Origin of the sequence: Posidoniimonas corsicana, from assembly GCF_007859765.1 — a bacterium.
In the GTDB taxonomy this organism is placed as follows: Bacteria; Planctomycetota; Planctomycetia; order Pirellulales; family Lacipirellulaceae; genus Posidoniimonas; species Posidoniimonas corsicana.
In genome coordinates, this window is sequence record NZ_SIHJ01000001.1 from 3884012 (window position 1) to 3909724 (window position 25713).

The following is a 25713-nucleotide window of genomic DNA, read 5'->3' on the forward strand; positions in this document are numbered from 1 at the left end:
GTGGCGGCGCCGATCAGGCCGCCGCTCGTCCGCCCGCCTCTTCTCGGCTCTACAGAAGGTCTACGCCCCTATGCTGACGCCAGTCCGCGCCTGTGTGTTGCTCGCTATCGTTTGGTTGCTGCCGGTCTCGGAGATCGCCGAAGCCCGCGGCCCCAGAGGGGGCGCCGGCGCCCGCCCCGCCGCCGGCTTCTCGCGTGGCGGCGGCCCGGCCCCACCCGGCGTCAGGTCCAACGCCGCGGCGCCCACCCCCCGCAGCGCCCGACCAGCGGCGGCGGGCGGCCATGCCGCGCAGCCGAGCGGGCGCTCGCCTGCCGAGCTGCAACAGTTTCTCTCGTCCCGCCAGCCGACGGACCGCAACCGCCCGGTCGCGAATGGCGTCCAATCGGCGGCGCACCACCACCACACGGGCCCGCAACCGTTCACGCCCGCGTGGTACGCCGATCACCCTCACGCGTGGCATCATACCCACCCCCACGCCGACGCGGCGGTGATTGCGTCGGCCGCGGCGGTGACCGGTTGGCTCGCCTACGGGGCGTACCCAGCAACGTCGACCACCAATACGACGGTGGTTTACGAGTCAGCGCCGGCCCCTAACCAGCCTGCCCCCGCCGACAGCGATGCGGCCTCGCCCGCCCCCGAGTGGTTGAGCCTGGGGGTGTACCACCTGAGCCCGTCTGCGGCCGCCGCGCCGACACAGATGGTGCAGCTGTCGGCCGCGCGAGACGGCGAGCTGCGCGGGGTCTACTTCGACCACCTCACAGGCACCACTCAGAACCTCGTTGGGCGGATCGACAATAAGACCCAGCGGGCTTCGTGGTCGATGGAGGGCAACCCCTCGGTCCGGTTCGTGACGACCCTTGCCGACCTCACGCAGCCGAGCGGCGCGGTGACGGTCACGCTGCCCACCGGTAACCAGACGTGGGCGCTCTCTCGCGCCAGCGGGCTGTAGTACGCGTCACCGCCGCTGTCGAAGAACCTGCTGGCGTTTGCAACCGATCGGCCGCTACAATGCGGGGATTGCACCATCCCCGGAGGACAGCGGCTGAGCTATGGAAACGATCAAGGCAGGCGTCATTGGCACTGGATTCATCGGCCCCGCGCACATCGAGGCGCTGCGGAGGCTCGGGTTTGTTGAGGTGATCGCGGTCGCCGAGCGGGGCGACGACCTCGCCAACGCCAAGGCCAAGGAGCTCAGCATCCCGAAGGGGTACGGCGACTACCACGACCTGCTGGCCGACCCCGATGTGCAGGTTGTGCACAACTGCACGCCCAACCACCTCCACTTCCAGGTGAACAAGGAGATCATGGCGGCGGGCAAGCACGTCGTCAGCGAGAAGCCCCTGGCGATGGACTCGGCCGAGTCCCGCGAGCTGGTCAAGCTCGCCAAGGAGGCGGGCGTGGTCAACGCGATCAACTTCAACTACCGCTACAACCCGCTGGTGCAGCAGGCCCGGGCGATGTGTGCGGGCGACGACGTCGGGCGGGTGCTCGCCGTGCAGGGCAGCTACCTGCAGGACTGGCTCCTGGAAGAGACCGACTGGAACTGGCGGCTGGTGCCCGAGATGTCGGGCAAGTCGCGGGCGGTGGCGGACATCGGGTCGCACCTGTGCGACATCGTGCAGTTTGTCACGGGGCTGAAGATCGTCCGCGTCATGGCCGACCTGCAGACCATCCACCCCACGCGCAAGAAGCCGAAGAAGGAGGTCGCTACCTACAGCGGCCAAGAGCTGCGTCCCGAGGATCTGGAGGACGTGGCGATCGACACGGAGGACTACGGCTCGATCCTGGTGGAGTTCGACTCCGGCGCGCACGGGGTGATGACCGTCAACCAGTGCGCCGCCGGTCGGAAGAACCGGTTGTTCTACGAGATCGACGGCGCCAAGTGCGCATTGGCGTGGGACCAGGAACGCCCGAACGAGCTGTGGATCGGCCGCCGCGGCCAGGCGAACCAGGTGATGATGAAGGACGCCAGCCTGATGCACGCCGCCGCCCAGGAGTACGCCCACTACCCCGGCGGCCACAACGAGGCGTACCCCGACGCGCCCAAGAACCTGTTCCGCAACGTCTACGGGTTCATTGCGGGGAATCGCCCCGGCGGCGACTTCGCCACCTTCGTTGACGGCCACAACGAGATCGCCATCTGCGACGCCGTGCTGGCAAGCAACGACAAGAAGCAGTGGGTAGACGTCGATTATTAGCGCCAGCAGCGGTCCGCCGAGTACGCGGGCCGGTTGCGTGTGAACGCCATCTTAAAGCAGTCTTAACAGTCGGCCGCTATACTCGAAGCAGCTCAGGCCTGGTCCCCTGGGTGAAGTTGGTCGCCTTGTCTTAAACGACTCCGCCTGCGCCGTAGACCCGTTTCTCTGCGAGGTTCGACCGCTCGTTGGAAGATTCTACGCGCTCTGTTCAAGCACTCTTGCAGGTGGTCGAGATGGTACTGCGCTTTGGGTATCTGTCGTTGTTGTCGCTGGTGACGCTCGCTGGCGCGTCGGCACAGACGGTGTCAATTGGTGGTCACGAGTACCTGATTGAGAGGATCGGCGGCGTCGAGATCCCGGGCGCGTTCAATGACCCGGGCGACTTCACGCAGCCGACCTACGTGACCCAGGCGCCGAACGACAACAACACGCTCTACATCGTCGAGCGCACCGAGGCGTCGAACATCAACTCGGAAGTCGGTCGGATCCTGCGGTTCGATCCGCAAACCAACGCCAGCAGCACCTACCTCGACCTGCACGGCGCCGTGAACGCCGACGGCGGCATCGCGACGCTGGCGTTCCATCCCGACTTTGGGAATAACGGGCTGTTCTACGTCGCGATGAACAGCAACACGGGCGGCGGCGACCGGAACCGCCTGCTCGAGTTCCACGACTCGGGCGCCGGGGCGCCGACGCTCAGCCGCACGCTGCTCGACTACCCGCGTCTGGCCAACAACTTCCACACCATCAACTGGGTGGGCTTCCAACCGGGCGACGCGTCGCATCAGCTCTACGTCACCACCGGGGACGGCGGGACCCAAGCCGCCCAGACGCAGTTCAACCCGGCGCTGATCGAGGACCCGAACTCGCCCTACGGCAAGATCTTGCGGTTCGACCTCGAGGCCGATTTCGCGAGCTCCGCGAGCGACGCCACCCACGACGGGATTGAAGTTGTTTCGCTTGGTCACCGCAACCCGTACCGGGCGTCGTTCGACCAGCAGGGAAACCTGTTCTTCGCCGAGGTCGGGTTCAACCAGGTCGAGGAACTCAACTTCCTCTCAGCCGAGCAGATCGCGTCGCCGGAGATTGAGGACTACGGTTGGACGGCGCGGGAAGGCACCATCGCAACGCCCGTTTCCGGCGTGGGCGGGCCGAAAGGACCCAACGACATCGACCCGTTCTTCGACTACTTGCACCCGGGCGTCAACGCGGCCTCGGTTGGCTACACGGGCGAAACCTCGCTCCGCGGCCAGTCGGTCACCGGGGGCTACCTGATCAACAACCGCTACTTCTTCGGCGATTTCGTCAACGGGACCGTCTACAGCGGCGCGTGGGACGGCGCCTCGCTGACCGACATTGTCGATCACACCATTGAGCTAGAGGACGCCCTGAACGACGGCATCGCCTGGGTCGCCTCCTTCAGCGCCGACAACGCCGGGAACCTCTACATCCTGGACTTTGGCGACAACTTCTTTTCGAACCCGGGCACGGGCGAGGTGTTCAAGCTCAGCCCCAACTTCCTGCCGGGCGACTACAACGACGACGGCGCCGTCGACGCCGCGGACTACACCGCCTGGCGTGACTTTGTAGGCCGGCCGCCCGGACGACTCCCCAACGACATCGACGGCGGCGTGATCGGCGAGGCTCAGTACCTGACCTGGCGGGCCAACTATGGTCGGACGCTGGCGAGCGCGGGCGCGGCTTCTGCGCCGGAACCAGCGGCGGTGCTGCTCGCGGCGATCGCGGCCGGCGTATCGGGCCGACGGCGGCGCTAGCCCGTAGCGTCGCCGGCGTCCAAACTATGGCGGCCGGGCAGACGCAATGAGAAGTAGCACGGCGCCAGCAGTGTACGGACGACAAACGTGTCGAGCAGCACGCCTAGGGACAACGCGAACCCTAGTTCGATCATCCCCCGCAGGCTGCCCGCCATCATCGACACAAACGTGCCCGCCATGATCACTCCGCAGCTGGTGATGATGCCGCCGGTCTGGACAATCGCGCGGCGCAGCCCCTCACGCGGGCCGACCCGCCGCTGCTCCTCGAGCACGCGCGTGGTCAGGTAGATGTTGTAGTCCTGCCCAACCGCCACCAGGATGACGAACAGGAAGATCGGCGCCTTCCAGTCGAGCCCCTGGTAGGCGTCGCCCCACAGCCAGCTGAAAAACAGGTGCGTGGCGCCCAGCGTCACCCAGTAGCTGAGCAGCACGGTCGCGACCAGGTACAAGCACGTTAGCGGCCGGCGGATCAGCACCAGCAGCACCGCCAGCACCGCCGCGACGCTGTACAGCTGGATCCGGCGCTGGTCCGACGCCGCGACGCGCTGGAGGTCGACCAGGCCGGGCGTCGCTCCCCCCAGGCGGAACTCGGCGTCCCGCCAGGGGTTGGGCTCGCCGCGCAGGGTCTCGAGCTGCTTGATGTGCGCGAGCGCCTGCGCGATTCGGGGGATCATCTCGCGGGCCTGCAGGCTGAAGGGCTCGGCCGCCAGGATCAGCGACATCTGCAGCACCTCCCCGTCGAGCCCGGGCGCGCTCGAGACAAAGGTGTTGATCGACAGCGGGCTGCCCGCCGCGGCGGAACTGTAGAGCGCGCCGAAGGAGAACCGCCGCTGGTTCTTTGGGTCGCCGCCGGTGGGCAAGTAAGGGCTCCGCACGTCCTGGATCGACGGCAGGTCGTACAGCGCGTTGTGCAGCAGCGAAACGTCGAACCGCGCGTCAGGCACGCTGAGGTCGGCGCCCGGCAGTCGGACCAGCAGCTTCATCGGCGCCAGCCAGCCTTCGCCGAAGTACTCGCCGACAATGCCCGCCCCACGGAGCGAGGCGCTCTCACGCGGGAGTCCCGCCAGGAGGTTGTGCTCGGTCGGCGCGCGCCAGCCCACCCAGGCGAGCGGCGTCATGAGGCCGACGCAGGTGAGCAGCACGGCAGCCGGCCGCCGCAGCACGAGGTCGGCCACCCACGCCCACACGCCAGTTGACTCCGCGAGCGCCTCACGCGGAGGGCCCACACCGACCGGCCAGAACACGCGGGCGCCCAGCGCACGCAGCAGTGAAGGCGCGAAACTCACGCAGGCCGCTAGCGCGACCGCCAGGCAGAGTGCGATGACGGGGCCGCTCGAGGCGAACTTGCCGTACTCCGCGAACGCCATTACCCCCAAGCCAAGGATCGTCGTCAACGCGCTGCCGGCCAGCGCGCCGCTCACGTTCCGCAGGGCGATGCCCGGCGCACGCCTGGGCGTCACGCCCCGCTGAAGTTCCTCCCGGTACCTGGCAATGAGGAATAGGCAGTAGTCGGTGCCGGCGCCAAACAGGATGACGATGACGAACACCTTGGTGGTGGTGAAAACCTTCAACCCGATGTCCAACGCGCCGCCCGGACCGAGGTAGTCCGCCAGGATCACGATCAGGCTGGTCGCCACCGACACCGACAAGCCGATGGTCGCCAGCGGGATCAGCACCAGCAGCGGCGCCCGGTAGATCAGAATCAGGCAGCCCAGCACCAGGAGCAGGGTGGCGCGGTGGGTCGCCCTGAGGCTGTCGCGCGCGGCCGACAGGGTGTCGGCCCCGATGGCGGCCGACCCGGTGACCGCGAACCGCAGGCCGGGAGGCGCCCACGACATCCGCTCGTCAACGCGCTCGGTCACGGCCTGCAACACGCGGATGTTGTCGACCGCCATCAGCGGGTTGCTGAGCCGCAGGATCACCATCTCGGCGCGTTCGCCCGGCGCCAACAGCATGCGGCTCACCAGCGGGCTCTTGGCGTGCCAAACGCCGACCACGGGGAGGTCTTCCGCCGCTTGGAACTGCAACGCCAGGTCGAGCACAAACTGGCGATCGTCGACCGTCAGGGGGTCGCCGCCGCGGTCGAACAGCAGGACAAGCTCGCTGTTGGTCGCCTCGGCAGGGAAGGCCTCGTGCAGCAGCTCGTCGGCCGCGACGCTCGCCGCTGTACGCGGCAGGTGCTCCAGATCGCCCTCGTACGCGACCGACTCCCACGGCGGCGCTGCGGACCGCAGCGCTACCGCCAGCACCACCCAAGCCAACAGCACCGCCACCCAGTACTTGTTGGCAAGCTGGCGTAGGAACCTGGCGGACATGCGGGGGCGTGCGGGGCGGCGGGGCGGCAAGCCAAGTGCTGGCGTTGCAGCCTAGCGGTTCGCGACCCCGCGGCCAAGGATCGCCGCGGCCGACCGCAGCTAGAACGACTCCTCGCCGCCGAAGCTGGGCAGGTCGTCGTAGGGCTGCGGCGCGGCGTTCACGAACCGCGTGTAATCGTGCAGCCATGTCAGTTTGACGTCGCCCACCGGGCCGTTACGCTGCTTGCGGATCAGCAGGTCGGCCTCGCCCCGCACCCGCTCGCGGTCTTCCTCGTTGGTCTGGTAATACTCGTCGCGGTGCACAAACATCACCACGTCGGCGTCCTGTTCGATGGCGCCAGACTCACGCAGGTTGCTCAGCTGCGGCTTGTTGTCGCGCGAGTTCTCTACCTGCCGGTTGAGCTGGCCCAGGCAGAGCACGGGCACGTCCAGTTCACGCGCTAGGCCCTTCAGCCGGCGGGCGATTTTGGCCACCTGCTCCTGTCGCGGGTCGCTCGGGGTGTCCGGGTCAATCAGCTGCAGGTAGTCGATGGCGATCAGGGAGAGGCCGTCACGCCGCTTGAGCCGCCTGGCGACGGCCGAGATCTCCGTCATCGTGCGGCTGGGCGAGTCGTCGATGTAGAGCGGCGCCGAGCTGATGTCGCCGGCCACGTCGATCAGCTTGCGGCTCTCTTCCCCCGTGATCTGCCCGCTCCGCAGGCGGTGCCCACTGACCCTGGCGCGCGAGCAGAGGAGCCGGTCGGCGAGCTCGAGCGCCGACATCTCAAGGCTCACAAACAGCACCGGCTTGCCACAGTCGACCGCCACGTGCTCCACGATGTTCATCGCGAGGGCGGTCTTGCCCATACTAGGCCGGGCCGCCAGGATGATCAGCTCCGAGCCATGCATGCCGCCGGTCATCTCGTCGAAGTCGTCGAAGCCGGTCTCGACGCCGCCGGGGTCGTGACCCTCCTTCATCCGCTCGTTCATCCGCGCGAGCGACGCCTGCAGCACGTCGCGGATGGAGCTGACCTGCCCCTGCCCCTTCTCCTCGAGGATGCCGAACACCCGCTCCTCGGCCCGGCTCAGCACGCCGCGGGGCTCCATCGTTTCGTCGAAGGCGTCCTGCAGGATGTCGGCGCCCGCGTGGATCAGCGACCGCAGGATGGACTTCTCGCGGACGATCTTGGCGTAGTACTCGGCGTGGGCCGCGGTCGGCACGGCCTCGCCGATCTCCGCGAGGTAGGCGCCGCCGCCGATCGAGTCGTACTCGCCGGCGTCCTTCAGACGCTGGACCAGCAGCACCACGTCGATCGACGCGCCGTCCGAGTGCATGGTCTGGATGTGGCGGAACAGCCGCGCGTTGGCGTCGTCGCTGAAGTCCTCGGCGCTGACCAGCAGAGCGACGTCGTCGAACACCTCGGGCAGTAACAGCAGGCTGCCCAGAACGGCCCGTTCCGCCTCGAGACTCTGTGGCGGTGTGCGACCGAGGAAGTCCTTGGCGGTGGCCCGCTGGTCCCCATCGAAGCGGAGGCGCGAGTCCCGCTTGCGGCCGTTCTCTGCTCCCGCAGCCATGGCAGTCGCTCCATCAACCAGGAATGCGCAGCGCAGCCGGCCACGACTTCGGACCAGCCTTCAAGAATGATTGGTCGCCGGAGGCGGCGACCCGCCGAGGCTCGGACGCCGAGGCGTCGGCTACTCGGCGCCGACCGCCGGGACGACCCAGACCTTCAGCTCGCCCTCGACGTCGGCCGACAGGCGGAACTTGACGGTGTACAGGCCCAGCTCCTTCAGCACGCCGTCCAGCTTGACCTGGTCGGTGGCGAGGGTAATGCCGGCCTTCTTGAGCGCGGCCACAATCTCCGGGGCGCCGACGCTGCCGTACAGGTGGCCTTCCTCGGTGGCCTGGGCCTCGATCGTGACGCTCTGCCGGCTGATTTCGGCGGCGCGGCTGCGGAGCTCGGCCTGACGCAGCATCGCGAGCTGCTGCAGCTTGGCCTTGTGCTTCTCCACCATCCGCTGGTGGTGCTCCGAGGCGACCGTCGCCAGCCCCTGCGGGATGAGGTAGTTGAGCGCGAAGCCCGGCTTGACCTCCACGACCTCGCCCTGCGAACCAAGGTGCTCGACCGACTGGATCAGCAGCACCTGGTAGCCGCCGTGGGGGCCCTTCGGGAGACGCTTCAGGCTGCTGGACTTACGCTTGATCTTCTTCTGCTGGGTCGGCATAGGACTGTCTGCGGGACTAGTGGAACCGGTCAGCCGGCGTGGCCGGCGGTTGCGTATATTGTTTCATGGTCGGCCCCGGGCGGCGCCAACCGGTAGCTATTAGAACGGGATGTCGTCCTCGGGCGGGATGTTCGCCCCGGCCGACGAGGAGGCGGGCTGGCTGTAGGCGTCCGAACCGCCGCGCGGTCCGCCGCCGCCCCCCCCTCCGCCGCTGCGGCCGCCGAGCATCTGCATCTTGTCGGCAATCACCTTCAGCTTCGAGCGTTTCTGGCCGTCCTTCTCCCACGAGTCGAGCTTCAGCCGACCCTCGATCAGCACGGGCGATCCCTTGCTGAGGTACTCGTTGGCCACCTCCGCCGTCCGCGACCAGAGCGTGACGTCGACAAAGGTGGTCTCGTCGACCCACTGGTCGCCCTTCTTGACCCGATCGTTCACTGCCAGACCGATCTCGGCCACGGCGGTGCCGCTGGGGATGTATCGCAGTTCGGGGTCGCGCGTCAGGTTGCCGACAAGGATTACGCGGTTGTAGCTGGCCATGAGTGCATCTCCTGTGCGGTCGCGTGCCCACTGAACAAACGTCCAGAACTCCTGCTTAGGCTATCCCAAACCCGCTGCCGAAGCAAGCAAACCCGGGACCGTGGCGGCCGCCCTAGGCTCCGGTGCCGGCGGGCTCGCCCGCGGCCTCCTCGGCGGGGGCGTCCTCTTCCTCGGGCGAAGCGGTCGCGTGGGCCAGGATCGGCTCGACCAGCCGCGGGTGGATCTTCAGCACCAGCTGGCGGAGCACCAAGTCGTTCAGGTCGCAGCGGCGGTTGAGGGCTGTGACCTCGGCGCCCGGCAGCTTGAAGTACATCAGCCAGTAGGCGCCCTTGCGGTGGCCGTTGATGGGGTACGCCAGCCGGCGCTCCTCCCACAGGCGGCTCACCAGCACCTCGCCGCCGAGCTCGGAAATCGCCTGCTCGACGCTAGTCGACGCCGCGCTCTGGTCACGCGCAAACTTGTTGGCGTCAAAGATAAACAGTCCTTCGTAGACGCTGTCGGCCATGCCGCCCACCTCCGAAATCATCCGTTAACGCGACGCCTGGCGCCGCATGAAATTCGTTAAACGCGGCGCGGTGCGTCGCGTGTGCCCGTTGCCAAGTTGTATTGGCGCCTAGTTGTATTGGTTCATCGCGTCGACGATGCCGTGCTCCGCCCACACAGCCACCGACTCGGCCGCCCGCCGGATCGCCTCGTCCGCGTCGTCCGCCTCGTCGGCGTTAAACCTGCCGAGGACGAAGTCGGCGGCGTCCCACCGCTCGGGCACGGGCCCGACGCCGATCCGCAGCCGCGGCGCCTCTTCGGAGCCAACGGCGCGGATAATGTCTTTCAGGCCGTTCTGCCCCCCGGAGGAGCCCTTGGCCCGGTATCTCAGCCTGCCCAGCGGCAAGCTGAAATCGTCGCAGATGACCAGCACGCTTTCCAGTGGCGTCTTATAAAACGACACCGCCTGCTGCACGGCCATCCCGCTGCGATTCATGAACGTCTGCGGCCAGACGAGCAGCGACTTCTGCTGCCCAATCCGGCACTCTGCGACGCGGCTGTCGAACTTCGCCCGGGGCGTGTCGGCCGACCACTGCTGGGCCAGCCGATCGAGCGCCTCGAACCCGACATTGTGCCGCGTTTTGTCGTACTTCTTACCGGGGTTGCCCAGCCCGAAAATCAACTTCATGGCTGTGGGTCCCCGCCCCCGGCCGGCACAGCGGCCGCCCGGCAAGGGGCGGACCAGCAACCGACCAGGACTCCGCTACTCCTCGCCGTCCGCTTCCTCGTCCTTCTTGCCGACCACTTCCGGCTCGGCGGCGCCGCTGACGGCGCCCTCCTCGTCCTCCGCGGCCTCGCCCGCAGGCGGCACGCAGTGGACGATCACCTCGCCCTCGTCCAGCAGGACCTTGGCCCCTTCGGGCAGGTCGAGGATCTGGGCGGCGTGGGCCGCTTCGTTCATGTGCAGGCCAGACGCGTCGATGTGCAGCTTCTCGGGGATCCCCGCCGGCGCCACCTCGATGCTGACCGTGTGGTGCACGAACTCGATAACGCCGCCCTCACGCTCGCCCGGGGCGTCGCCTTTCAGCTCGACCGGGATCTCAACCGTCACGCGGTCGCCGGCGTGCACCCGCAGCAGGTCGACGTGCAGCAGCCTCTTGCCGAAAGCGTCCCACTGCAGGTCCTGCAGCAGCGCCTGGCCCTTGGCCGCGCCCTGCAGCTCGACCAGCTTGCCGCCGTGCCGCAGCACCGTGCGCAGCTGCTCCTTCGCCAGCGACAGGCTGACCGATCCCTCGCCGTGGCCGTACAGCACCGCGGGGATCTTGCCCGTGGCGCGGAGGCGGCGGTTGTGCAGCTTGCCGACCTTCTCGCGCGGTTCGGCCTTGAGGATGTCCGACATGACGTAGCGACTCCGAGTCAATAAAAGAAACCGGCCCCACGCCCGGCGGCGGGTTGGCTCGCTGGACGGCTCCGGGGTGTTGACGCTGGTCCCGCCACCGCCGCCTGGAGCGGTGACGCGCCCGCCTGGCCGCCGCTAGCGGGCAGCCGGGAATCCCAGATTGTGACAGGATTCCCGCTGAGATCAAGGGGTGTTTGGGCCGGCCTGCCGCCTGCCAGCTCCAGCAACCTGCCGCCTGGACCGAAAACAGCGGCCGCGGAGGCTGGCGAAACTCTCCGGCCAGCGGTCGGTTTATGCCAACCGCCGGTGGAAAAACTGTCAGCGGAACAGCTTGCTGATCGACTCGTTGCGGTGGATCGCCTTGATCGCTCCGCCCAGCAGGGGGGCCACGCTGAGGATCTTGGTCTGGGGCAGCTTCTGATCGTCCCGCAGAGGGATCGAGTTGGTGCACACCAGGCTGGTCAGGTCCGCCTCGCGGAGGTTGTCCATCGCCGAACCACAAAGAACCGCGTGCGAGGTCGCGACGTGGATCTCCTTGACGCCGTGGTCGTGCAGCACCCGGGCGGCGCCCTTGATCGAGCCCGCGGTGCTGATCATGTCGTCGAACATCAGGGCGACCTTCCCGTCGATCGGCCCCCCCAGGATGTTCGCCTGCACCGTCTTTGTGGCGCTAACCCGCCGCTTGTCGATGATTGCGACCGTGCCCCCCAGTCGCTTGGCGTGGCCGAGCGCCCGCTTGATGCTCCCCTCGTCGGGGCTGACGATCACCACGTCGTCCAGCGCGATGCCGCTGTCGTGCAGGAAGTAGTCGTTCAGGACCGGCGCCCCGTACAGGTGGTCGACCGGCACGTCGAAGAAGCCCTGGATCTGCGGGGCGTGCAGGTCCATCGTCAGCACGCGGTCGGCGCCGGCGCGGGTGATCATGTTGGCCACCAGCTTGGCGGTGATCGGCACCCGGCCTTCGTCCTTGCGGTCCTGCCGAGCGTAGCCGAAGTAGGGGATGACCGCCGTGATCCGTTCCGCACTGGCCCGCAGGCAGCTGTCGATCATCACGAGCAGCTCCATGAGGCTCTCGTTGACCGGCGGGCAGGTGGGCTGGATGAGGAACACGTCCCGCCCACGGACGTCCTCGTCCACTTTGCACGCGATCTCGCCGTCGGGGAAATTGCCGAGCGAGATCTTCCCCAGGGGCACGCCCAGGTGATCGGCAATTTCTCGGCTTAGCGCAGGGTTCGCGCGGCCGCTCAGGAGCTTCAGGTCGTGCATGGGGTGGGAGTATGTGTAGCTTTGGTGAAGCGGGGCCCAGCATCATTGCAAGATTCGGAGCAATGTTCCAGTGGCGGCGGAGCGACCCCGCCGGCCTTCCGAAGGGCCCGCTAGCACGCCGACGAGAGCCCCTCCATTGGCGGGTGGGGACCGTTTGCAGCAGGCAAAACCGGCATGGTTGATTAAGCCCGCGAGACCCGCGCGTCCGATACCTGGAGCTGGCGACCACCGCCCAAGACGCCCGCCGCGGCCCCGCACCACGCGGGGCGCACCCCGGGACGATCGTACCGCCCAAGGAGGAACCACCGTGGCCCACGACCCATTGGCCCGAATCAGCCGCCAAGCCCACGTCGGCGTGGGAGTTTCGATTGGACCGTTCTGCGTTATCGAGCCGGGCGCCAGCATCGGCGACCGCTGCCAGATCGCGGCCCACGTGACCATCAAATCGGGCGTGACCCTGGGGTCGGACAACGTGGTGGAGGAGGGGGCCGTGCTGGGGGGCCGTCCCCAGCACCTCAACCGGATCGAGAACCCGGGCCCGGTCGTGATCGGCGACCGCAACGTGCTCCGCGAGCACGTCACGATCCACCAGGCGATGCACGCCGACGGCGAGACCCGCATCGGCAGCGAGTGCCTGCTGATGGTCGGCGCCCACGTCGCGCACGACTGCCTGATCGGCGACAACGTCGTGCTGACCAACAACGTGCTGCTGGCCGGCCACGTGCAGGTCGGCGACCGGGCGTACCTGGGCGGCGGCTCGGCCGTGCACCAGTTCTGCCGTGTGGGCCGCATCGCGATGGTCGGCGGGCTGGCGCGGGTAGCTCAGGACGTCCCTCCGTTCGTGATGATCGACGGCGACAGCTCGCTCTTGGTTGGGCTCAACCGCATCGGCTTGAAGCGGGCGGGCGTTTCGCCGGAGGAGGTCAAGCGGATCAAAGAGGCCTACCGGCTGTACTACCGCAGCGGCCTCGGCTTCGACGAACGCACCGAGCTGCTCGGCGAGCGGTTCCGCACCGGCGCGGCGGCCGAGTTCGGCGACTTCTTCCGTGGCGGTTCGCGGGGCTTTGTCCGCGAGCGTCGGGCCCCCGCCAGTGTGGCGATCCGGCCCATCCACGACGCCGTTGCCGAGCGCCAGACGCCCGACGAGGTCGCCCCGGCCATCAAGCGGGCCGGCTAGACCGACCCTGGGCCTGCCCTGCGGCCGCGAACTTGCGGCGCTTCAAGGGGTCCCTGCTGGGGCGTACACTAGCACGCCGAGCGCCGGCCGCCGCCGCGGCTGCGCAGCCAGCTCCCACCAGGCCCACCGATGACCGACGACAACCAACCCAGCAGCTACGAGCCGACCAGCGATTTCAAGATCCAGGTGGCGCAGCGCGTCACGCGCCTGCCGCCCTACCTGTTCGGCCGCATCAACAAGCGCATCCACGAGAAGCGCACCGCCGGCGACGACGTCATCGAGCTGGGCATGGGCAACCCGACCGACCCGCCCGAGAGCCTGGTCATCGACAAGCTGACCGAGGCCGCCCGCGACCCCCGCAACCACCGCTACAGCAAGTCCAACGGCATCGCCAACCTCCGCAAGGAGGTCGGCGCCAAGTACTTCAAGAAGTACGGCGTGCGGCTCGACACCGACGAGGAGGTGATCGTCTGCCTGGGGTCCAAGGAGGGCTTCAGCCACATGTGCCTGGCGATGATGGGCCCCGGGGACACCGCGCTGGTGCCCGCCCCGTACTTCCCGATACACGTGTACGCCATCGCGCTGGCCAGCGGCAACGTGATCACGCTCGACGTGACCGACAACGAGCGGTTCCTCAAGAACATCGCCTACACCTGCGAGACGCTCTACCCCAAGCCCAAGCTGCTCTGCCTGTGCTACCCCCACAACCCGTCGAGCGTGGTGGTCGAACAGGGCTTCTACGACGAGGTGGTCAAGCTCGCCAAGAAGTACGGCTTCATGGTGATCAGCGACTTCGCGTACGCCGACGTGGCCTTCGACGGCTACAAGCCGCCCAGCTTCCTGGCCTCGCCCGGCGCGGCCGAGGTGGGCGTCGAGTTCACGACCATGAGCAAGGGCTACAACATGGCCGGCTGGCGGGTCGGCTTCTGCGCCGGCAACCGCGAGATGATCAAGGCGCTGGCCACCATCAAGGGCTACTACGACTACGGCATGTTCCAGGCGATCCAGGTCGCGGCGATCATGGCCCTCCGCCACACCGACGCCGCGGTCGAGGCCCAGAGCGTCATCTACCAGTCACGCCGCGATGCGCTGTGCGGCGGCCTGGTGCGGCTCGGCTGGGAGGACGCCCGGCCCAAGGCCGGCATGTTCGTCTGGCAGCCGATCCCCGAGCCCTGGCGCAGCCGCATGAGCACCATGGACTTCGCCATGATGCTGCTCGAGGAAGGCAACGTCGCGGTCAGCCCGGGCAGCGGCTTCGGCCCCGCCGGCGAGGGCTACCTGCGGATGAGCCTGGTGGAGAACGAGGAACGCCTCCGCCAGGCCGTGCGGCAGATCAAGGCCTGCCTGAAGGAAGCCGAATCGCGGTATTGAGTTAGTGGTTAGTGGTTGGTGCGGAGCGGCACGCTATTCTTTTCCGCTCCCCTTCGGCGCGAGAGGCTAGACGAGGGGCCCAGACAAAAGTGGAGCTCTGCTCCATCCTCCCCCTCGCTTTGTCCAAAAACACGCGCGGAGCGGACAAAACTCTCCGCGCAGCTCCGCCCTGCATCTCGCCCAAGCCTTTCTGCGGTATAGGTTTGCAGCGAATCCCGTGAGTTGACCGGCGGGGGTTTTGTCCCCTCGTGCTCACCACAAAGGACAAAGCCCGTACCACCGCCAGCACCATGTGGTCTGACATGTGGCCTTTGGCAACCCCTCATTAGATATCGCTGCGTGGCCGGTTTCTACCAAGAACGCTGAAGTTGGACGCGATGCCTAGTTTACGGGACTTCAACCACGCGCGCTACTGCGGGCATTCAATACTCCGTTTGCGCTACCCCGCCGCCGAAGCCCGCCAACCAAACCGCCATCGCGCAAATCGATTCTGCAAATGCGTCTGGTCCTTGGCATCTACGTGCGGGTAGGACATCCTCGACCCATGGAGCTGCGTCACGGCACGCAGCTTGACTGGCCGGAGGCGGACCCAGATCGGGCTCGTTGCCGGCGCTTTTCGCTGCTTCTTCACTCTGCATCTGTGAGGCTACTCGTCTAATGAAGATCACCTGGACCCGCGTTTCTGCGCTGGCGTGCGCCGCCGCGATGGTCGCCTCATCGGCGACGGCGGCCACTGTCTACGTTGACGCAACCGATGGCGCCGGCGGCAACACCGCCGTGGCCCCATCCGCCGGCGGCGGCGTTTTCACTCCGCTGGCGGCGCAGGGACCGGCAGGCGACGGCCTGTGGGACGTGCGCGCTTTCTCGAACAACGCAACCATCTATCAGAACGCCGGCACCAGCGGCTCGCCCGACGATGCGCAGCGGCTAGTGACCTCGGCAACCGTGCCGGCGGGCACGTACGACGTGTTCGCCTACTTCTGGAGCGACAGCAGCAACACCTGGCGGATGGGCGCGTCGCTAGTTGACGAGGCCGGCGACCTGCCGGTGTACGACCCTGCGAGCCCGGGCGTTGTCCAGTTCTACGACGGCGTTGACGCTACCGTGCTGAGCTCGAGCCTGGCGAGCAATCCATTCACGTCGGACGTGATGGTGGGCGAGGGCAACCGACGGCTGTACGAGGTTCCGCTCGGGCAGGTCACCGGGACGGAGATCGCCGTTTACATCGACGACGAACCAAACCAGGCGGATCAGGCCCAACGCACCTGGTACGACGGCATCGGCTATCGCGCCGTTCCCGAGCCGGCTTCGCTAGCGCTTATGTGTTTGTCAGCGTTCGCAGCAGCCGCCCGACGCCGGGGTTAGCGACGGGCGCGCCAGACTGAGTGGAACCAAGCGGGCGGCCCCAAGCGGGCCGCCCGCTTCTCGTTGACGCGTCGCGGCCTGGCTGGCGCCATCGGGCGCCGCCCTAGTGGTAGAAAAACACCACGTCCAGGTGCGCGCTGCGGGCCGCTTCGAGCCAGTCGATGAACTCGTCCAGCAGGTCCTCCAGGTCCTCGTCGAGGACCTTGTCGCGGCGTTTGCGGGCGGCCTTGAGAGCGGCGTCGAGCTCGCTGCGTTTGAGGTGGCCGATGGCGGGGAAGTCATCGTTCTCGGGCAGGGCGATCGGGGGGCCGGTCTGGGTCAGCAGGTCCTCCAGCCCGCAGTCCTCGACAGCGGCCCAGCGGACGCCGCCCCAGACGTCGGGCAGGATGGTCTCGCCGGCGTGGTTGCACAGCGCCTGCAGGGCGTAGCCGTACTGGTGGGCGTCGTCGGGCTGGGTGGGCTCGCCCATGACCAGGTGCCGGAGCGCCTGGGCGACCGACAGCTCGTCGTCGTCGGGCTCGTAATCGAATGCCTCCGGGTCGGCCTCCATCACCTGCTGCACAACCGACTCGTCGCCGCAGCCGACCATCCGGGTCAGCTGGTCGGCGTCGACAACACACGCGGACAGGGCGTAGCTCATCGCAACAAACAACTCCACAGGTCGGGCGTGGATCGGGCCGGCGGCGTCCCCCGCTGCGCGGCGTTCCTGGACCGCTGAATATTGTCGACCACGGCGCCGCACCGCAATAGCTTTCTCGCCAAACCGGTCGGCCGGCTACGGGGCGGCGTCCACGCCCAGCTGGTCAAGCTTCCGGCGGAGGGTGGTGCGGTGCAGGCCGAGGGCCCGCGCCGCCGGGGCGCACTGGCGGCCGTGCAGGTCGAACGCGGCCTTGAGCAGCGGCGGCTCGACCTGCTCCAGGTAGCGGTTGTAGACGTCCCCCGCCGCGGTGGGGTCCGCCATCAGGGCCCGGGCCCGGGCGGCCAGGGCCGAGTCGAGCCCGCCGGGCGCGTCCGACCCGGCCACCGGCGCCCCGCCGGCCGCGGGGAGGTGCTCCGGATAGATGTCGCCTGAGTGCGAAACAACCAGCGCGTGGTCGATCGCGTTGCGGAGCTCGCGGACGTTGCCCGGCCACTCACGCGACTCCAGCTCGGCGACCGCCTCGGAGGAGAGGGTCGACTCCGGCCGGCGGCTGTGCACGAAGCTGCTAGCCAACAGCGCGATGTCCTCGCGGCGGCTGCGGAGCGGCGGCAGCTCGATCTCGTAGGCGCACAGCCGGTAGTACAGGTCCAGCCGGAACTCCCCCTCGGCGGCCATCGCCCGCAGGTCGCGGTGCGTGGCGGCGATGGTGCGGAAGCGCGTCGGTACGGGCTGGTCGGCGCCGACCGGCAGCACCTCGTTCTGGTCGAGCGCGCGGAGCAGCTTGGCCTGGATCGATAGCGGGATCTCGCCCACCTCGTCGAGGAACAGCGTGCCGCCGTCCGCCTGGGCGAGCAGGCCCTTGCGGGTGCGTTGCGCGCCGGTGAACGCGCCCTCGGTGTGGCCGAACAGCTCGGCCTCGGCCACGGTCGGGCTCAGCGCCGCGACGTTCACCGCCACGAAGGGCGCGTCGGGCCGGGGGCCGCTGTGGTGGATCGCGTGGGCGGCGACCTCCTTGCCGACGCCGGTCTCGCCGCGCAGCAGCACCGGCGCGTCGGCGTGCGCGGCGAGCGCGATCTTGTGGAACACGGCCTGCATGCCGGCCGACTGGCCCATCATCCCCAGCGCGGCTTCCCCGTCGGCGGCCTGGTCGCCGGCGTCGGCCCGGACCGGCGCCGGCCGCAGCGCCCGCTCGATCACCGACCGGATCTGCGCCAGGTCGAACGGCTTGAGCACGTACTCGAACGCGCCCTGGCTGACGGCGCGGACCGCGGTCTGCAGGTCGCCAAACGCGGTGATCACGACGATCGGCGCGTCGCCCACGAGGTCGCGGAACGGGCGCATGGCGGTCAGCCCGTCCATGCCGGGCAGGCGGACGTCCAGGATGATCAGGTCCGGCGGGTCGGCGGCCGCGGCGTCGAGGCCCTGCTCGACCGAGCCGGCGGTCGTGACCCGGTGGCCCATCCCTTCTCCCAGCCGGGCGATGCCCCAGCAGATGGAGGATTCGTCGTCAACGACGAGCAGCTTTGCCATGGCGTTCTCTAAGTCGCAAGTGGGAGGGAGAGCTCGAAGCAGGTGCGGTCGGCGTCGCGGCGCCAGGTGAGGCTGCCGCCGTGCCGCCGGGTCGCTTGCTGGCTGAGGGCGAGGCCGAGCCCCACGCCTTCTGGCTTGCTGGTCACAAACGGGTCGAAGATCGCGGCGGCGACATCGGCGTCTGGGCCGGCGCCGCTGTCGGCCACGCGGAGCCGCCAGTGGGAGTCGGTCGCGTCCGACTCAACCGACACCACGCCCGCCGGGCCGCCCGCCGCCGCGTGCGCGGCGGCGGCCTCCAGGGCGTTCTGCAACAGGTTGATCACCACCTGGGTGATCGCCTCGCGGTCCAACACCAGTGTTACCTGGGGCACCCCGGGAGTCCACTCGAAGCGGGTCGCGGCGTGGTCGGCCGCGGGCGTGACCAGCGGCAGCGCGGCGGCCACCAGCTCGTCGGGCGCAACCCGCTCTTCGCGGGCCTCCGAATCGTCGGCGCCCAGCTTCAGGTAGCGTTGCAGCTGGCTCTCGATCAGGCGGAGCTGCCGCCGCGCGACGGTAATCGACTCGTCGGCGCCGGCGCCGCAGGCCTCGGCGTGCAGGTCGATCGCCATGCGGCAGCCGGTCGCGGCGTTGCGCATCTCGTGGGCCAGACCGGCGCCGAGCGCGGCGAGCGTCTTGGCCCGCTCGGCGCCGCGGACCTGCTGCTCGTAGACCCCCAGCCGCTCGGCCGTGCGGTTGATGGCGGCGCACAGATCGGCCAGCTCGTCGTCGCGGGGCGGGTTGGCCAGCGGGGTGTAGTCGCCCTCGGCCAGGCGGCCGACCTCGCCGCCGAGCCGCGCGGTGGTGCGGCCGATCCGCCGGGCGATCACGCTGACCGCCAGCACCACCGCCGCCAGCGACAGCCCGCCCACCACCAGCGGCGGCGCAACCGCCGCCCACAGCGAACGCCGGTAGTCCGCCTGCGGGAACAGCACGTGCAGCACCTCGTCTGAGGGGCGGCCCGCGCGGGCCGGCATCCGCAGCGCCGCGTGCAGGTACCTCGTGCCGTTGACCTCCGCCACGCGGCGGAGGGTGATCTGTTCGGGCGAGGCCACGAGCGCGTCGACCGGCATGGCGGCGGGCGCCTCGGACAGGCTGGTCGCCCGGGGCCGCCCGTCGGGCGGCGTGAGCACGAACTGGGCGCCGGTGAGGTCGCTCATCTGCCGCAGCACCGTGGGCGTGAGCGGGAAACTCGACCGCGACAGCACATCCGCCACACCCCGCAGGCGGGCAACCGCCCCGTCGCGGGCGGCGGTGTACGCGATCCACGCGTTCGCGCCGCCGATCACCACGACGCTCGCCACCGACGCCGCCAGCACGGGCAGCAGGATCTGGTTTCTCAGGGGCCAACGCATCAATGCGATCTTACCCGCTGCCGGGTGGGGGCGCCGGGGCCTGTCGCGCCCAGCGACCGTGTGTCGCCCCGCGCGACACCTGAGCGGCGTGAGCGGCGTCGCCGCCCCCGTGCGACGCTGACTGGCAGAGTGGAATCGCTCGGGGTTGCCGTGCACCACCTGGAAACGCGGGTTGGAGCGACTAGATTGGGCACGCGGATTGCCCTACTTGTCGCCCTCCCCTTTCCCCCCTTCCGACGGAGCCCGCCTTGCCCCACCTCCCCCCCCGCGACCATCGTTCGGCGTTCACCCTGGTCGAGCTGCTGGTGGTGATCGCCATCATTGGCGTGCTGATCGCGCTGCTGCTGCCGGCCGTGCAGGCCGCCCGCGAGGCCGCCCGCCGCACCCAGTGCGCCAACAACCTCAAGCAGCTGGCGCTCGGCATCCACAACTACGAGAGCTCGTTCAAGCACCTGCCGCCCAGCGCGATCGTCAACCCGCGGGACCTGTCGAGCAACAACAACGGCTCGTGGGGCGTGCACGGGCGGATCCTGGACTACCTGGAGGAGGGCAGCCTGCGTGACCTGGTGGACGTCGAGCTCGCCTGGGACGACCAGCTCGCCATCAACGGCGTCCGCATCGCGGCGTTCCAGTGCCCCAGCGACCAGCGGGCCGGCGAGCCGCGCGACCCGGGCAGCGGCCGGCCGCTGCTGTACTCCACCACCTACGGCTTCAACTTCGGCACGTGGTTCGTCTACGACCCGACCGCCAACCAGGGCGGCGACGGGATCTTCTACCCCAACAGCAACCTCCGCCTGGCCAAGGTGACCGACGGGACCAGCAACACGCTGCTGGCCGCCGAGGTGAAGGCCTGGACCCCGTACCGGCGCAACGGCGGCCCCGCCTCGACGGACATCCCGGCAACGGTGGCCGACGTGGTCGCCGCCGTCGGCTCGGCCGGCCAGTCGAAGCTCGACCCGGCCACCGGGCACACCGAGTGGCCGGACGGCCGCGTGCACCACACCGGCTTCACCGCCGTGATGACCCCCAACACCGAGGTGCCCTTCGAGGACAACGGCGTCACCTACGACGTCGACTACAACTCGTGGCAGGAGGGCAAGAGCTCGGGCGGTTCGTCGCCGCCGACCTACGCGGCCATCACCTCCCGCAGCTACCACCCGGGCGGCGTGCAGACCGCCTTCGTGGACGGCTCGGTGCGGCTGTTCCAAGAGAACGTCGACCTGCTGGTCTGGCGGGCCCACGCCACCCGCGCGGGCGACGAGGTCCTGCCGGACTAGCCTCGCACGGCCGGCGCGCCGCCCGCTGCTCTTCGCTTGAACCCCGTGCCTTCTTGTTCCACGCACGCGTCGCGACAGAGTGGCGGGCGGCGCGCCGGCTTACCTCACTTCGGACCGCTCGCGGCGCCCGGCGCCGGGCGCCAGTCCGGGTGCTTGGGGCCTTGGCCGTAGTAAGGGTGCGCCTCGAGCTCGGCGCCCCGGCCCCCGACGCGGGGGTCGCCGGTGGCTTGGAGCTCGGCAAGTAGTGCGTTGCTGAGCCGCCGCCGCGCATCGGCGTGGCGCGGCTCGTCGGCGACATTATGGAGCTGGTCCGGGTCGGCGGTCAGGTCGTACAGCTCCTCGGCGGGTCGTTTGGCGAACGCCAGCTCGAACAGGCGCTGGTGCGTCGCGTCCTGCCCGCGGTGCTCAACCATGTAGGTCTTGGTCGGCCCGTTGTCCGAGTCCGAGTACCAGTTGCCCGGCACGAACGCCTGCTGGTAGTTCGGCGTGCCGTTGGGCCAGCGGTCCGGGCTGAAGTTGCGGATGTAGAGGTAGTCGTGCGTGCGGATTGCGCGGCAGGGGTACCCGCCGCGGTCGGGCGCCTCCTGCGTGGGCGTGTGGCGTTCTTTGCCGAACAGCACGTGGGGCCTCGGCCGCCATTGGTCCTCGTCCGTCTTCCCGAGCAGCACCGGGGCGATGCTCTGCCCGGTCATCTCTTCCGGGAGCTCGACGCCAGCCAACGCGAGGTATGTCGGCGCCAGGTCCGTCAGGCTGACGAAGTCGCTAGACTCGCGCCCCGCCTGGCCGCCGCCCGCGGGCCAGCTGATCGCCAGCGGCACGCGTGTGCCAGAGTCGTACAGGTTCGCCTTGCAGCGGGGGAACGGCATGCCGTGGTCGCCGGTCATGACCACCACCGTGTTCTCCCACAGGCCGCGTTCTTTGAGCTCCGCGATGGCGGCGCCGACCAGCCGATCGAACCGCTGCACCTCCCAGTAGTAATCGGCCACATCGCTGCGCACCTCGGTGCTGTCCGGGAAGCACGCCGGCAGGTCAATCGCGGACAGGTCCATCCCGCTCTCGGCGCCCGAGCCGGCTTGGTAAGGGCGGTGCGGGTCGGAGCTGCCGAGCCAATAGCAAAACGGGGTGTCGGCGTTGCGCTGCTCGAGGAACTTCTCGAAGCTCTTGTAGCGTCTGCCGGCGACCTCTCTGCCCTGGGGCTCGACCCGCCCCGGTCCGAAAGCCTTGCCCGTGGCGCCGACCTGGTAGCCGGCGCCGCGGAGCAGTTCGGGGTACGTGGTCAGCCGCGCCGGGAAGTCGGACCACAGGTTGGCGCCGCTCCCCAGCCGCCAGTGCCACTGGCCGGTGAGGATCGCGTTGCGCGACGGCGTGCAGCTCGGCGAGCTGACGTAGGCGTGGTGGAACAGCACGCCCTGCCGCGCGATCTCATCGAACGCCGGGGTCCGCACGACCGGGTCGCCGTACGCGCTGGCGTGGGGCCAGCCCCAGTCGTCGGCGATAGCGAACAGGAAGTTTGGACGCTCGTCGGCCCCCGCCGTGGCCGCTGCCAGCAGTGTCCCAATCGATAGCAAGATCGCCTTGTGCATGCCGCTCCTCGGGTCCGCGTTGGTGCTGCCCGCCGCTTGCGTCGGCGACGGCGGCTCCAGCCTACTGGAAAAACGCCCCCGATTCCCGTTGACAGGCGAGTGACCACTGTTACACTTGTGTAATCACTTATCCCCAGCGAGGCTCCCGCGATGCTGATCCGCATCGAAAAAGGCTCGAGCGTCCCGATCTCCAAGCAGCTGGCCGAGCAGATCGCCGCCCAGTGCGCCGCCGGCCGGCTGCAGCCGGGCGACCGCGTGCCGTCGGTCCGCGAGCTGGCCCGCGAGCTGGCCGTCAACCAGAACACCGTGCTCCGCGTCTACGAACGCCTGACCGGCGAGGGCCTGCTGGAGCGGCGGCACGGCCAGGGCACATTCGTCGCGAAGACGGCCGGGAAGAAAGCCGCGGCCGCCCACGAGAAGAGACTTGTCGAAGAGCTCCGCCAGCTCGCCCGCCAGGCGCAGGGCCTGGGGCTCTCTTCTAACGAGTTGCACGGGCTGCTGGCCCAGGCCTGGGAGCAGCTCGGCGCGGAAACCCAGCAGAACGAGGAGGCCCACCACTGAGTGGGATCGGCATGAGCGACTACGCGATCGAGATGCACGCCGTGAGCAAGTGGTTCCGCCGCAACCTGGTGCTGAGCGGCGTGACGCTGAACGTCCAGCGCGGCAAGACCTTCGCCTTCCTGGGCCGCAACGGCGCCGGCAAGACCACCTCCATCCGCCTGATGATGGGCCTCATCAACCGCAACGACGGCGTCGTCCGGGTGCTGGGGCTCGACCCGGCGCAGGACCCGCTGCTCGTCCGCGACCGGGTCGGCTACCTGGCCGAGGACCAGACCATGTACGGCTGGATGCGGGTGGACGAGATCGTACGCTACGTGGCGCCGTTCTACTCCACCTGGGACCACGACCTGGCCCGCATGTACCTGGGTGAATTCGAGCTGCCGCTGCGGACCAAGATCAAGCACCTCTCCAAGGGCCAGACCGTGCGGCTCGGGCTGGTGCTGGCGCTCGCCCACCGGCCTGAGCTGGTGATCCTGGACGACCCGGCGCTCGGCCTGGACCCGATCATGCGCAAGCAGTTTAACCGCGACCTGATCACCCATCTGCAGGGCGAGGGCCGGACCGTGTTCTACAGCTCTCACCTGCTGTACGAGGTGGAGCCGATCGCCGACGAGGTCGCCATCATCGACGCCGGCAAGGTGCTCCGCCAGAGCGGCACCGAGGAGCTGCGGGCCGACGTGAAGCAGCTGGTCACCACGCCCACGGGCGCCGCGATGATCGACTCCGGCCAGGTGCTCGACTCACGACGCGAAGGGGACGAGGTCGCCCTCACCGTGACCGGCACCGCGGCGTGCGAGTCGCTGCTGTCCGAACGGGGCGAGCTCCGCCGCGTGACCGACCTGAACCTCGATGAGATCTTCGAAGCCTACGTCGTGGGGAAGAAAACGAACACCACTGGAAACACAACGCGCGAACCTGAAACAACCACCGCCTAGCGATCTCCCTCCCCCTTTGGGGGATGGCCGGGGGGCGCCCCGAGTAACAGCTTCGCCCCCACCCTAATCCTCCCCCCTCGGCTGAGGGGATCCTTGTCCCAACAACCACCAATCACCCCCATGTCCAGCATCTGGCTCAACCTGTTCTGGAGAGAGTGGCGCGAGCACCAGTGGAAGCTGCTGGCGCTGTGCAGCGTGGTGTTCGCGCTCGTGCTGGCGACCATGCCCGACCGCCTGCAGGACTGGGGCGGCGCCGCGGTGGTGCTGGCGTGGATGCTGAGCGCCCCGTTTGGCCTGTTCATCGGCGCCGGCGTGGCCGCCGGCGAGAACAGCCGCGGCACGATGTCTTACACCCAGGCCCAGCCGGTGGGGCTGTGGAGGGTGGGGCTGACCAAGCTCCTTGTCGGCGGGGTCGTGGCTACACTGCCCGGGGTGCTGGCCGTGCTGTTCTTCTGGGGCCTCGACCGCTGGGGAGGGCTGATTTCGGAAGACCTCGCCGAAGGACTCCGTTGGCAGATGGGCATGAGCAAAGGCGTGTTCTCTTCCGCGCCCGCCCTCCTCATAGCAGTAACGATCGTAACCGCGTTAAGCACGTACCTGTGGTCCGCGGCGCTTGGAGTCAACTCCCGGGACGAGGTCCGCGCGGCGGTATGGTCCGTCGGTGCGTTGGGCGCTTGGACGATCCTGCTAGTCGCCTTCGCGGCAGTGGGAGACTCTTGGCGGCTCACCAATCGATTCACCACCACCTCGTACCTGACGCTCACGTCCTTGGGGCCGCTCGGGCCACTCGCGGCGTTGACGAGTCGCGTCGAGGTGAATGGCATCGAAGTCGTCACCCCCGGTCTGCGCTTCTCGTGGCTGATGATATCACTGCTGGTCCACGTGGCTCTCGCGGCGATCTTCGTCACCCGGTATGGCCGCCCACTGGTATCAGGAACGGGGAACAGCCAACCGGCTGTCTCGCCGCTGCTGCCGGTGCGGGACTTCCTGGCGCCGCCCCGGCGGAGCCGCGCGGTGGCGTTGGCGTGGAAGGAGCTGCGCGAGTGCGGCCCGCTGGTGCTGGCGGGCATTGGCGGGTGCCTGCTGTTCGGCCTGACGGTGCTGGTCGTGGCCCTCGTCAACGGCGAGGGGGACTTCTCGGCGCGGGGGCGGCGCGAGCTGGCGTTATTCCTCGTCGCGCCGGTGGTCTACGTCGCGCCGCTGGTGGCGGTGATCGTCGGCCTCGGCGCCACGCTGCGCGACCTGAGCCCGTCGCTCAACACGTTCTGGCGGTCGCGGCCGATCGATGCGGACCAGGCCTTCTGGGTCCCGGCGGCGACCGGCGTGGCCACGCTGGCGGTGTGCTTCGTGCTCCCTGCCCTGCTGGTGGTGTGGTGGGTGCAGGTCAGCCCGTGGACCCTCCACAACGAGGTGACGATTGGCTGGGTCGGCACGGGCGCCGCGGCCCTGCTGCTGTTCTTCTCCACCGGAGCGTGCTTCGCCGCCGCGACGCGCAACGCCATCTACGCGGCGATCCTGTCGCTGGGGGTCTCGCTGACGGCGGTGGTCTGGCTGGGCGAGTTGTTCGACGACCGCCGCTGGATCACCGAGCTGTGGCAGATGAACCTGGCCCTGCTGGCCCTAGGAACGGCCGCCCTGCTCGCCGCCTGGGCTATCTACCGGGCCGACTGGCCGGTGCGCGGCTGACTCCCTGCATCTGGAGACA

Annotated in this window: 22 protein-coding genes; 10 read left to right on the forward strand and 12 right to left on the reverse strand. The window is 68.8% G+C overall.

Features of this window, described 5'->3' with window-relative positions:
• Window positions 1–70 precede the first annotated feature (70 nt).
• The 3 genes from KOR34_RS14950 (at window position 71) to KOR34_RS14960 (ending at window position 3973) form a co-directional block, all read left to right on the forward strand.
• Window positions 71–949 carry a hypothetical protein gene (locus KOR34_RS14950; protein ID WP_146565357.1) on the forward strand — a complete coding sequence of 293 codons (879 nt, stop codon included), beginning with the start codon at window positions 71–73 and terminating at the stop codon, window positions 947–949.
• A gap of 100 nt (window positions 950–1049) precedes the next feature.
• Window positions 1050–2198: a Gfo/Idh/MocA family protein gene (locus tag KOR34_RS14955; protein ID WP_146565358.1), complete on the forward strand. Its 1149-nt coding sequence runs from the start codon at window positions 1050–1052 to the stop codon at window positions 2196–2198.
• A 233-nt stretch (window positions 2199–2431) separates the two neighbouring features.
• Window positions 2432–3973, forward strand: coding sequence for a PQQ-dependent sugar dehydrogenase (locus KOR34_RS14960; RefSeq protein ID WP_146565359.1), 1542 nt, complete (start codon window positions 2432–2434; stop codon window positions 3971–3973).
• Here KOR34_RS14960 and KOR34_RS14965 read toward each other — a convergent pair.
• The 8 genes from KOR34_RS14965 to KOR34_RS15000 all read right to left on the reverse strand — a co-directional run bounded on the left by KOR34_RS14965 (window position 3970) and on the right by KOR34_RS15000 (window position 12178).
• Window positions 3970–6288, reverse strand: coding sequence for an MMPL family transporter (locus KOR34_RS14965; RefSeq protein WP_146565360.1), 2319 nt, complete (start codon window positions 6286–6288; stop codon window positions 3970–3972). The two genes, KOR34_RS14960 and KOR34_RS14965, sit on opposite strands and share 4 nt — an antisense overlap.
• Before the next feature lie 99 nt (window positions 6289–6387).
• Window positions 6388–7842 carry a replicative DNA helicase gene (gene dnaB / locus KOR34_RS14970; RefSeq protein WP_146565361.1) on the reverse strand — a complete coding sequence of 485 codons (1455 nt, stop codon included), beginning with the start codon at window positions 7840–7842 and terminating at the stop codon, window positions 6388–6390.
• Window positions 7843–7962: 120 nt separating this feature from the next.
• Window positions 7963–8493, reverse strand: a complete 531-nt coding sequence (gene rplI, locus KOR34_RS14975; RefSeq protein WP_146565362.1) for a 50S ribosomal protein L9 — start codon at window positions 8491–8493, stop codon at window positions 7963–7965.
• A gap of 99 nt (window positions 8494–8592) precedes the next feature.
• Window positions 8593–9030, reverse strand: a complete 438-nt coding sequence (ssb, locus tag KOR34_RS14980; RefSeq protein WP_146565363.1) for a single-stranded DNA-binding protein — start codon at window positions 9028–9030, stop codon at window positions 8593–8595.
• Between the two features lie 112 nt (window positions 9031–9142).
• The gene (rpsF, locus tag KOR34_RS14985) at window positions 9143–9535 is read right to left on the reverse strand and encodes a 30S ribosomal protein S6 (RefSeq protein ID WP_146565364.1); all 393 of its coding nucleotides are present in this window, start codon (window positions 9533–9535) and stop codon (window positions 9143–9145) included.
• 108 nt (window positions 9536–9643) lie between these two features.
• Window positions 9644–10201, reverse strand: coding sequence for an aminoacyl-tRNA hydrolase (pth, locus tag KOR34_RS14990; protein WP_146565365.1), 558 nt, complete (start codon window positions 10199–10201; stop codon window positions 9644–9646).
• A 75-nt stretch (window positions 10202–10276) separates the two neighbouring features.
• Window positions 10277–10912 (reverse strand): 50S ribosomal protein L25, encoded by a 636-nt coding sequence (locus tag KOR34_RS14995; RefSeq protein ID WP_146565366.1) that lies wholly within the window; start codon window positions 10910–10912, stop codon window positions 10277–10279.
• A gap of 318 nt (window positions 10913–11230) precedes the next feature.
• The gene (locus KOR34_RS15000) at window positions 11231–12178 is read right to left on the reverse strand and encodes a ribose-phosphate diphosphokinase (protein WP_146565367.1); all 948 of its coding nucleotides are present in this window, start codon (window positions 12176–12178) and stop codon (window positions 11231–11233) included.
• Between the two features lie 307 nt (window positions 12179–12485).
• On the opposite strand from KOR34_RS15000, the gene lpxA reads away from it, so the two are divergent.
• The 3 genes from lpxA (at window position 12486) to KOR34_RS15015 (ending at window position 16091) form a co-directional block, all read left to right on the forward strand.
• Window positions 12486–13355, forward strand: coding sequence for an acyl-ACP--UDP-N-acetylglucosamine O-acyltransferase (lpxA, locus tag KOR34_RS15005; RefSeq protein ID WP_197531430.1), 870 nt, complete (start codon window positions 12486–12488; stop codon window positions 13353–13355).
• A 129-nt stretch (window positions 13356–13484) separates the two neighbouring features.
• On the forward strand, window positions 13485–14726 hold the full coding sequence (locus KOR34_RS15010) for an aminotransferase class I/II-fold pyridoxal phosphate-dependent enzyme (RefSeq protein WP_146565369.1): 1242 nt from the start codon (window positions 13485–13487) through the stop codon (window positions 14724–14726).
• Window positions 14727–15383: 657 nt separating this feature from the next.
• Complete coding sequence (locus KOR34_RS15015) at window positions 15384–16091, forward strand: PEP-CTERM sorting domain-containing protein (protein ID WP_146565370.1); 708 nt, start codon at window positions 15384–15386, stop codon at window positions 16089–16091.
• Between the two features lie 103 nt (window positions 16092–16194).
• Here KOR34_RS15015 and KOR34_RS15020 read toward each other — a convergent pair whose 3' ends face one another.
• The 3 genes from KOR34_RS15020 to KOR34_RS15030 form a co-directional block, all read right to left on the reverse strand.
• Window positions 16195–16731: a DUF7691 family protein gene (locus KOR34_RS15020; RefSeq protein ID WP_146565371.1), complete on the reverse strand. Its 537-nt coding sequence runs from the start codon at window positions 16729–16731 to the stop codon at window positions 16195–16197.
• A 135-nt stretch (window positions 16732–16866) separates the two neighbouring features.
• Complete coding sequence (locus KOR34_RS15025) at window positions 16867–18261, reverse strand: sigma-54-dependent transcriptional regulator (RefSeq protein WP_146565372.1); 1395 nt, start codon at window positions 18259–18261, stop codon at window positions 16867–16869.
• Between the two features lie 8 nt (window positions 18262–18269).
• Window positions 18270–19652, reverse strand: a complete 1383-nt coding sequence (locus tag KOR34_RS15030) for a sensor histidine kinase (protein WP_146565373.1) — start codon at window positions 19650–19652, stop codon at window positions 18270–18272.
• A 248-nt stretch (window positions 19653–19900) separates the two neighbouring features.
• Here KOR34_RS15030 and KOR34_RS15035 point away from each other — a divergent pair, with 248 nt between their 5' ends.
• A complete protein-coding gene (locus KOR34_RS15035; protein ID WP_146565374.1) occupies window positions 19901–20929 on the forward strand; it encodes a DUF1559 domain-containing protein in 1029 nt (342 codons plus the stop codon).
• 104 nt (window positions 20930–21033) lie between these two features.
• Here KOR34_RS15035 and KOR34_RS15040 read toward each other — a convergent pair whose 3' ends face one another.
• Window positions 21034–22512 carry a sulfatase family protein gene (locus KOR34_RS15040; RefSeq protein WP_146565375.1) on the reverse strand — a complete coding sequence of 493 codons (1479 nt, stop codon included), beginning with the start codon at window positions 22510–22512 and terminating at the stop codon, window positions 21034–21036.
• 150 nt (window positions 22513–22662) lie between these two features.
• Between KOR34_RS15040 and KOR34_RS15045 the strand changes: the two genes are divergently transcribed.
• From KOR34_RS15045 to KOR34_RS15055, 3 genes are all read left to right on the forward strand, one after another.
• Window positions 22663–23073, forward strand: coding sequence for a GntR family transcriptional regulator (locus KOR34_RS15045; RefSeq protein ID WP_146565376.1), 411 nt, complete (start codon window positions 22663–22665; stop codon window positions 23071–23073).
• An 11-nt stretch (window positions 23074–23084) separates the two neighbouring features.
• Window positions 23085–24008, forward strand: coding sequence for an ABC transporter ATP-binding protein (locus tag KOR34_RS15050; RefSeq protein ID WP_146565377.1), 924 nt, complete (start codon window positions 23085–23087; stop codon window positions 24006–24008).
• A 120-nt stretch (window positions 24009–24128) separates the two neighbouring features.
• Window positions 24129–25694: a hypothetical protein gene (locus tag KOR34_RS15055; protein ID WP_146565378.1), complete on the forward strand. Its 1566-nt coding sequence runs from the start codon at window positions 24129–24131 to the stop codon at window positions 25692–25694.
• The last annotated feature ends 19 nt before the right edge of the window (window positions 25695–25713 follow it).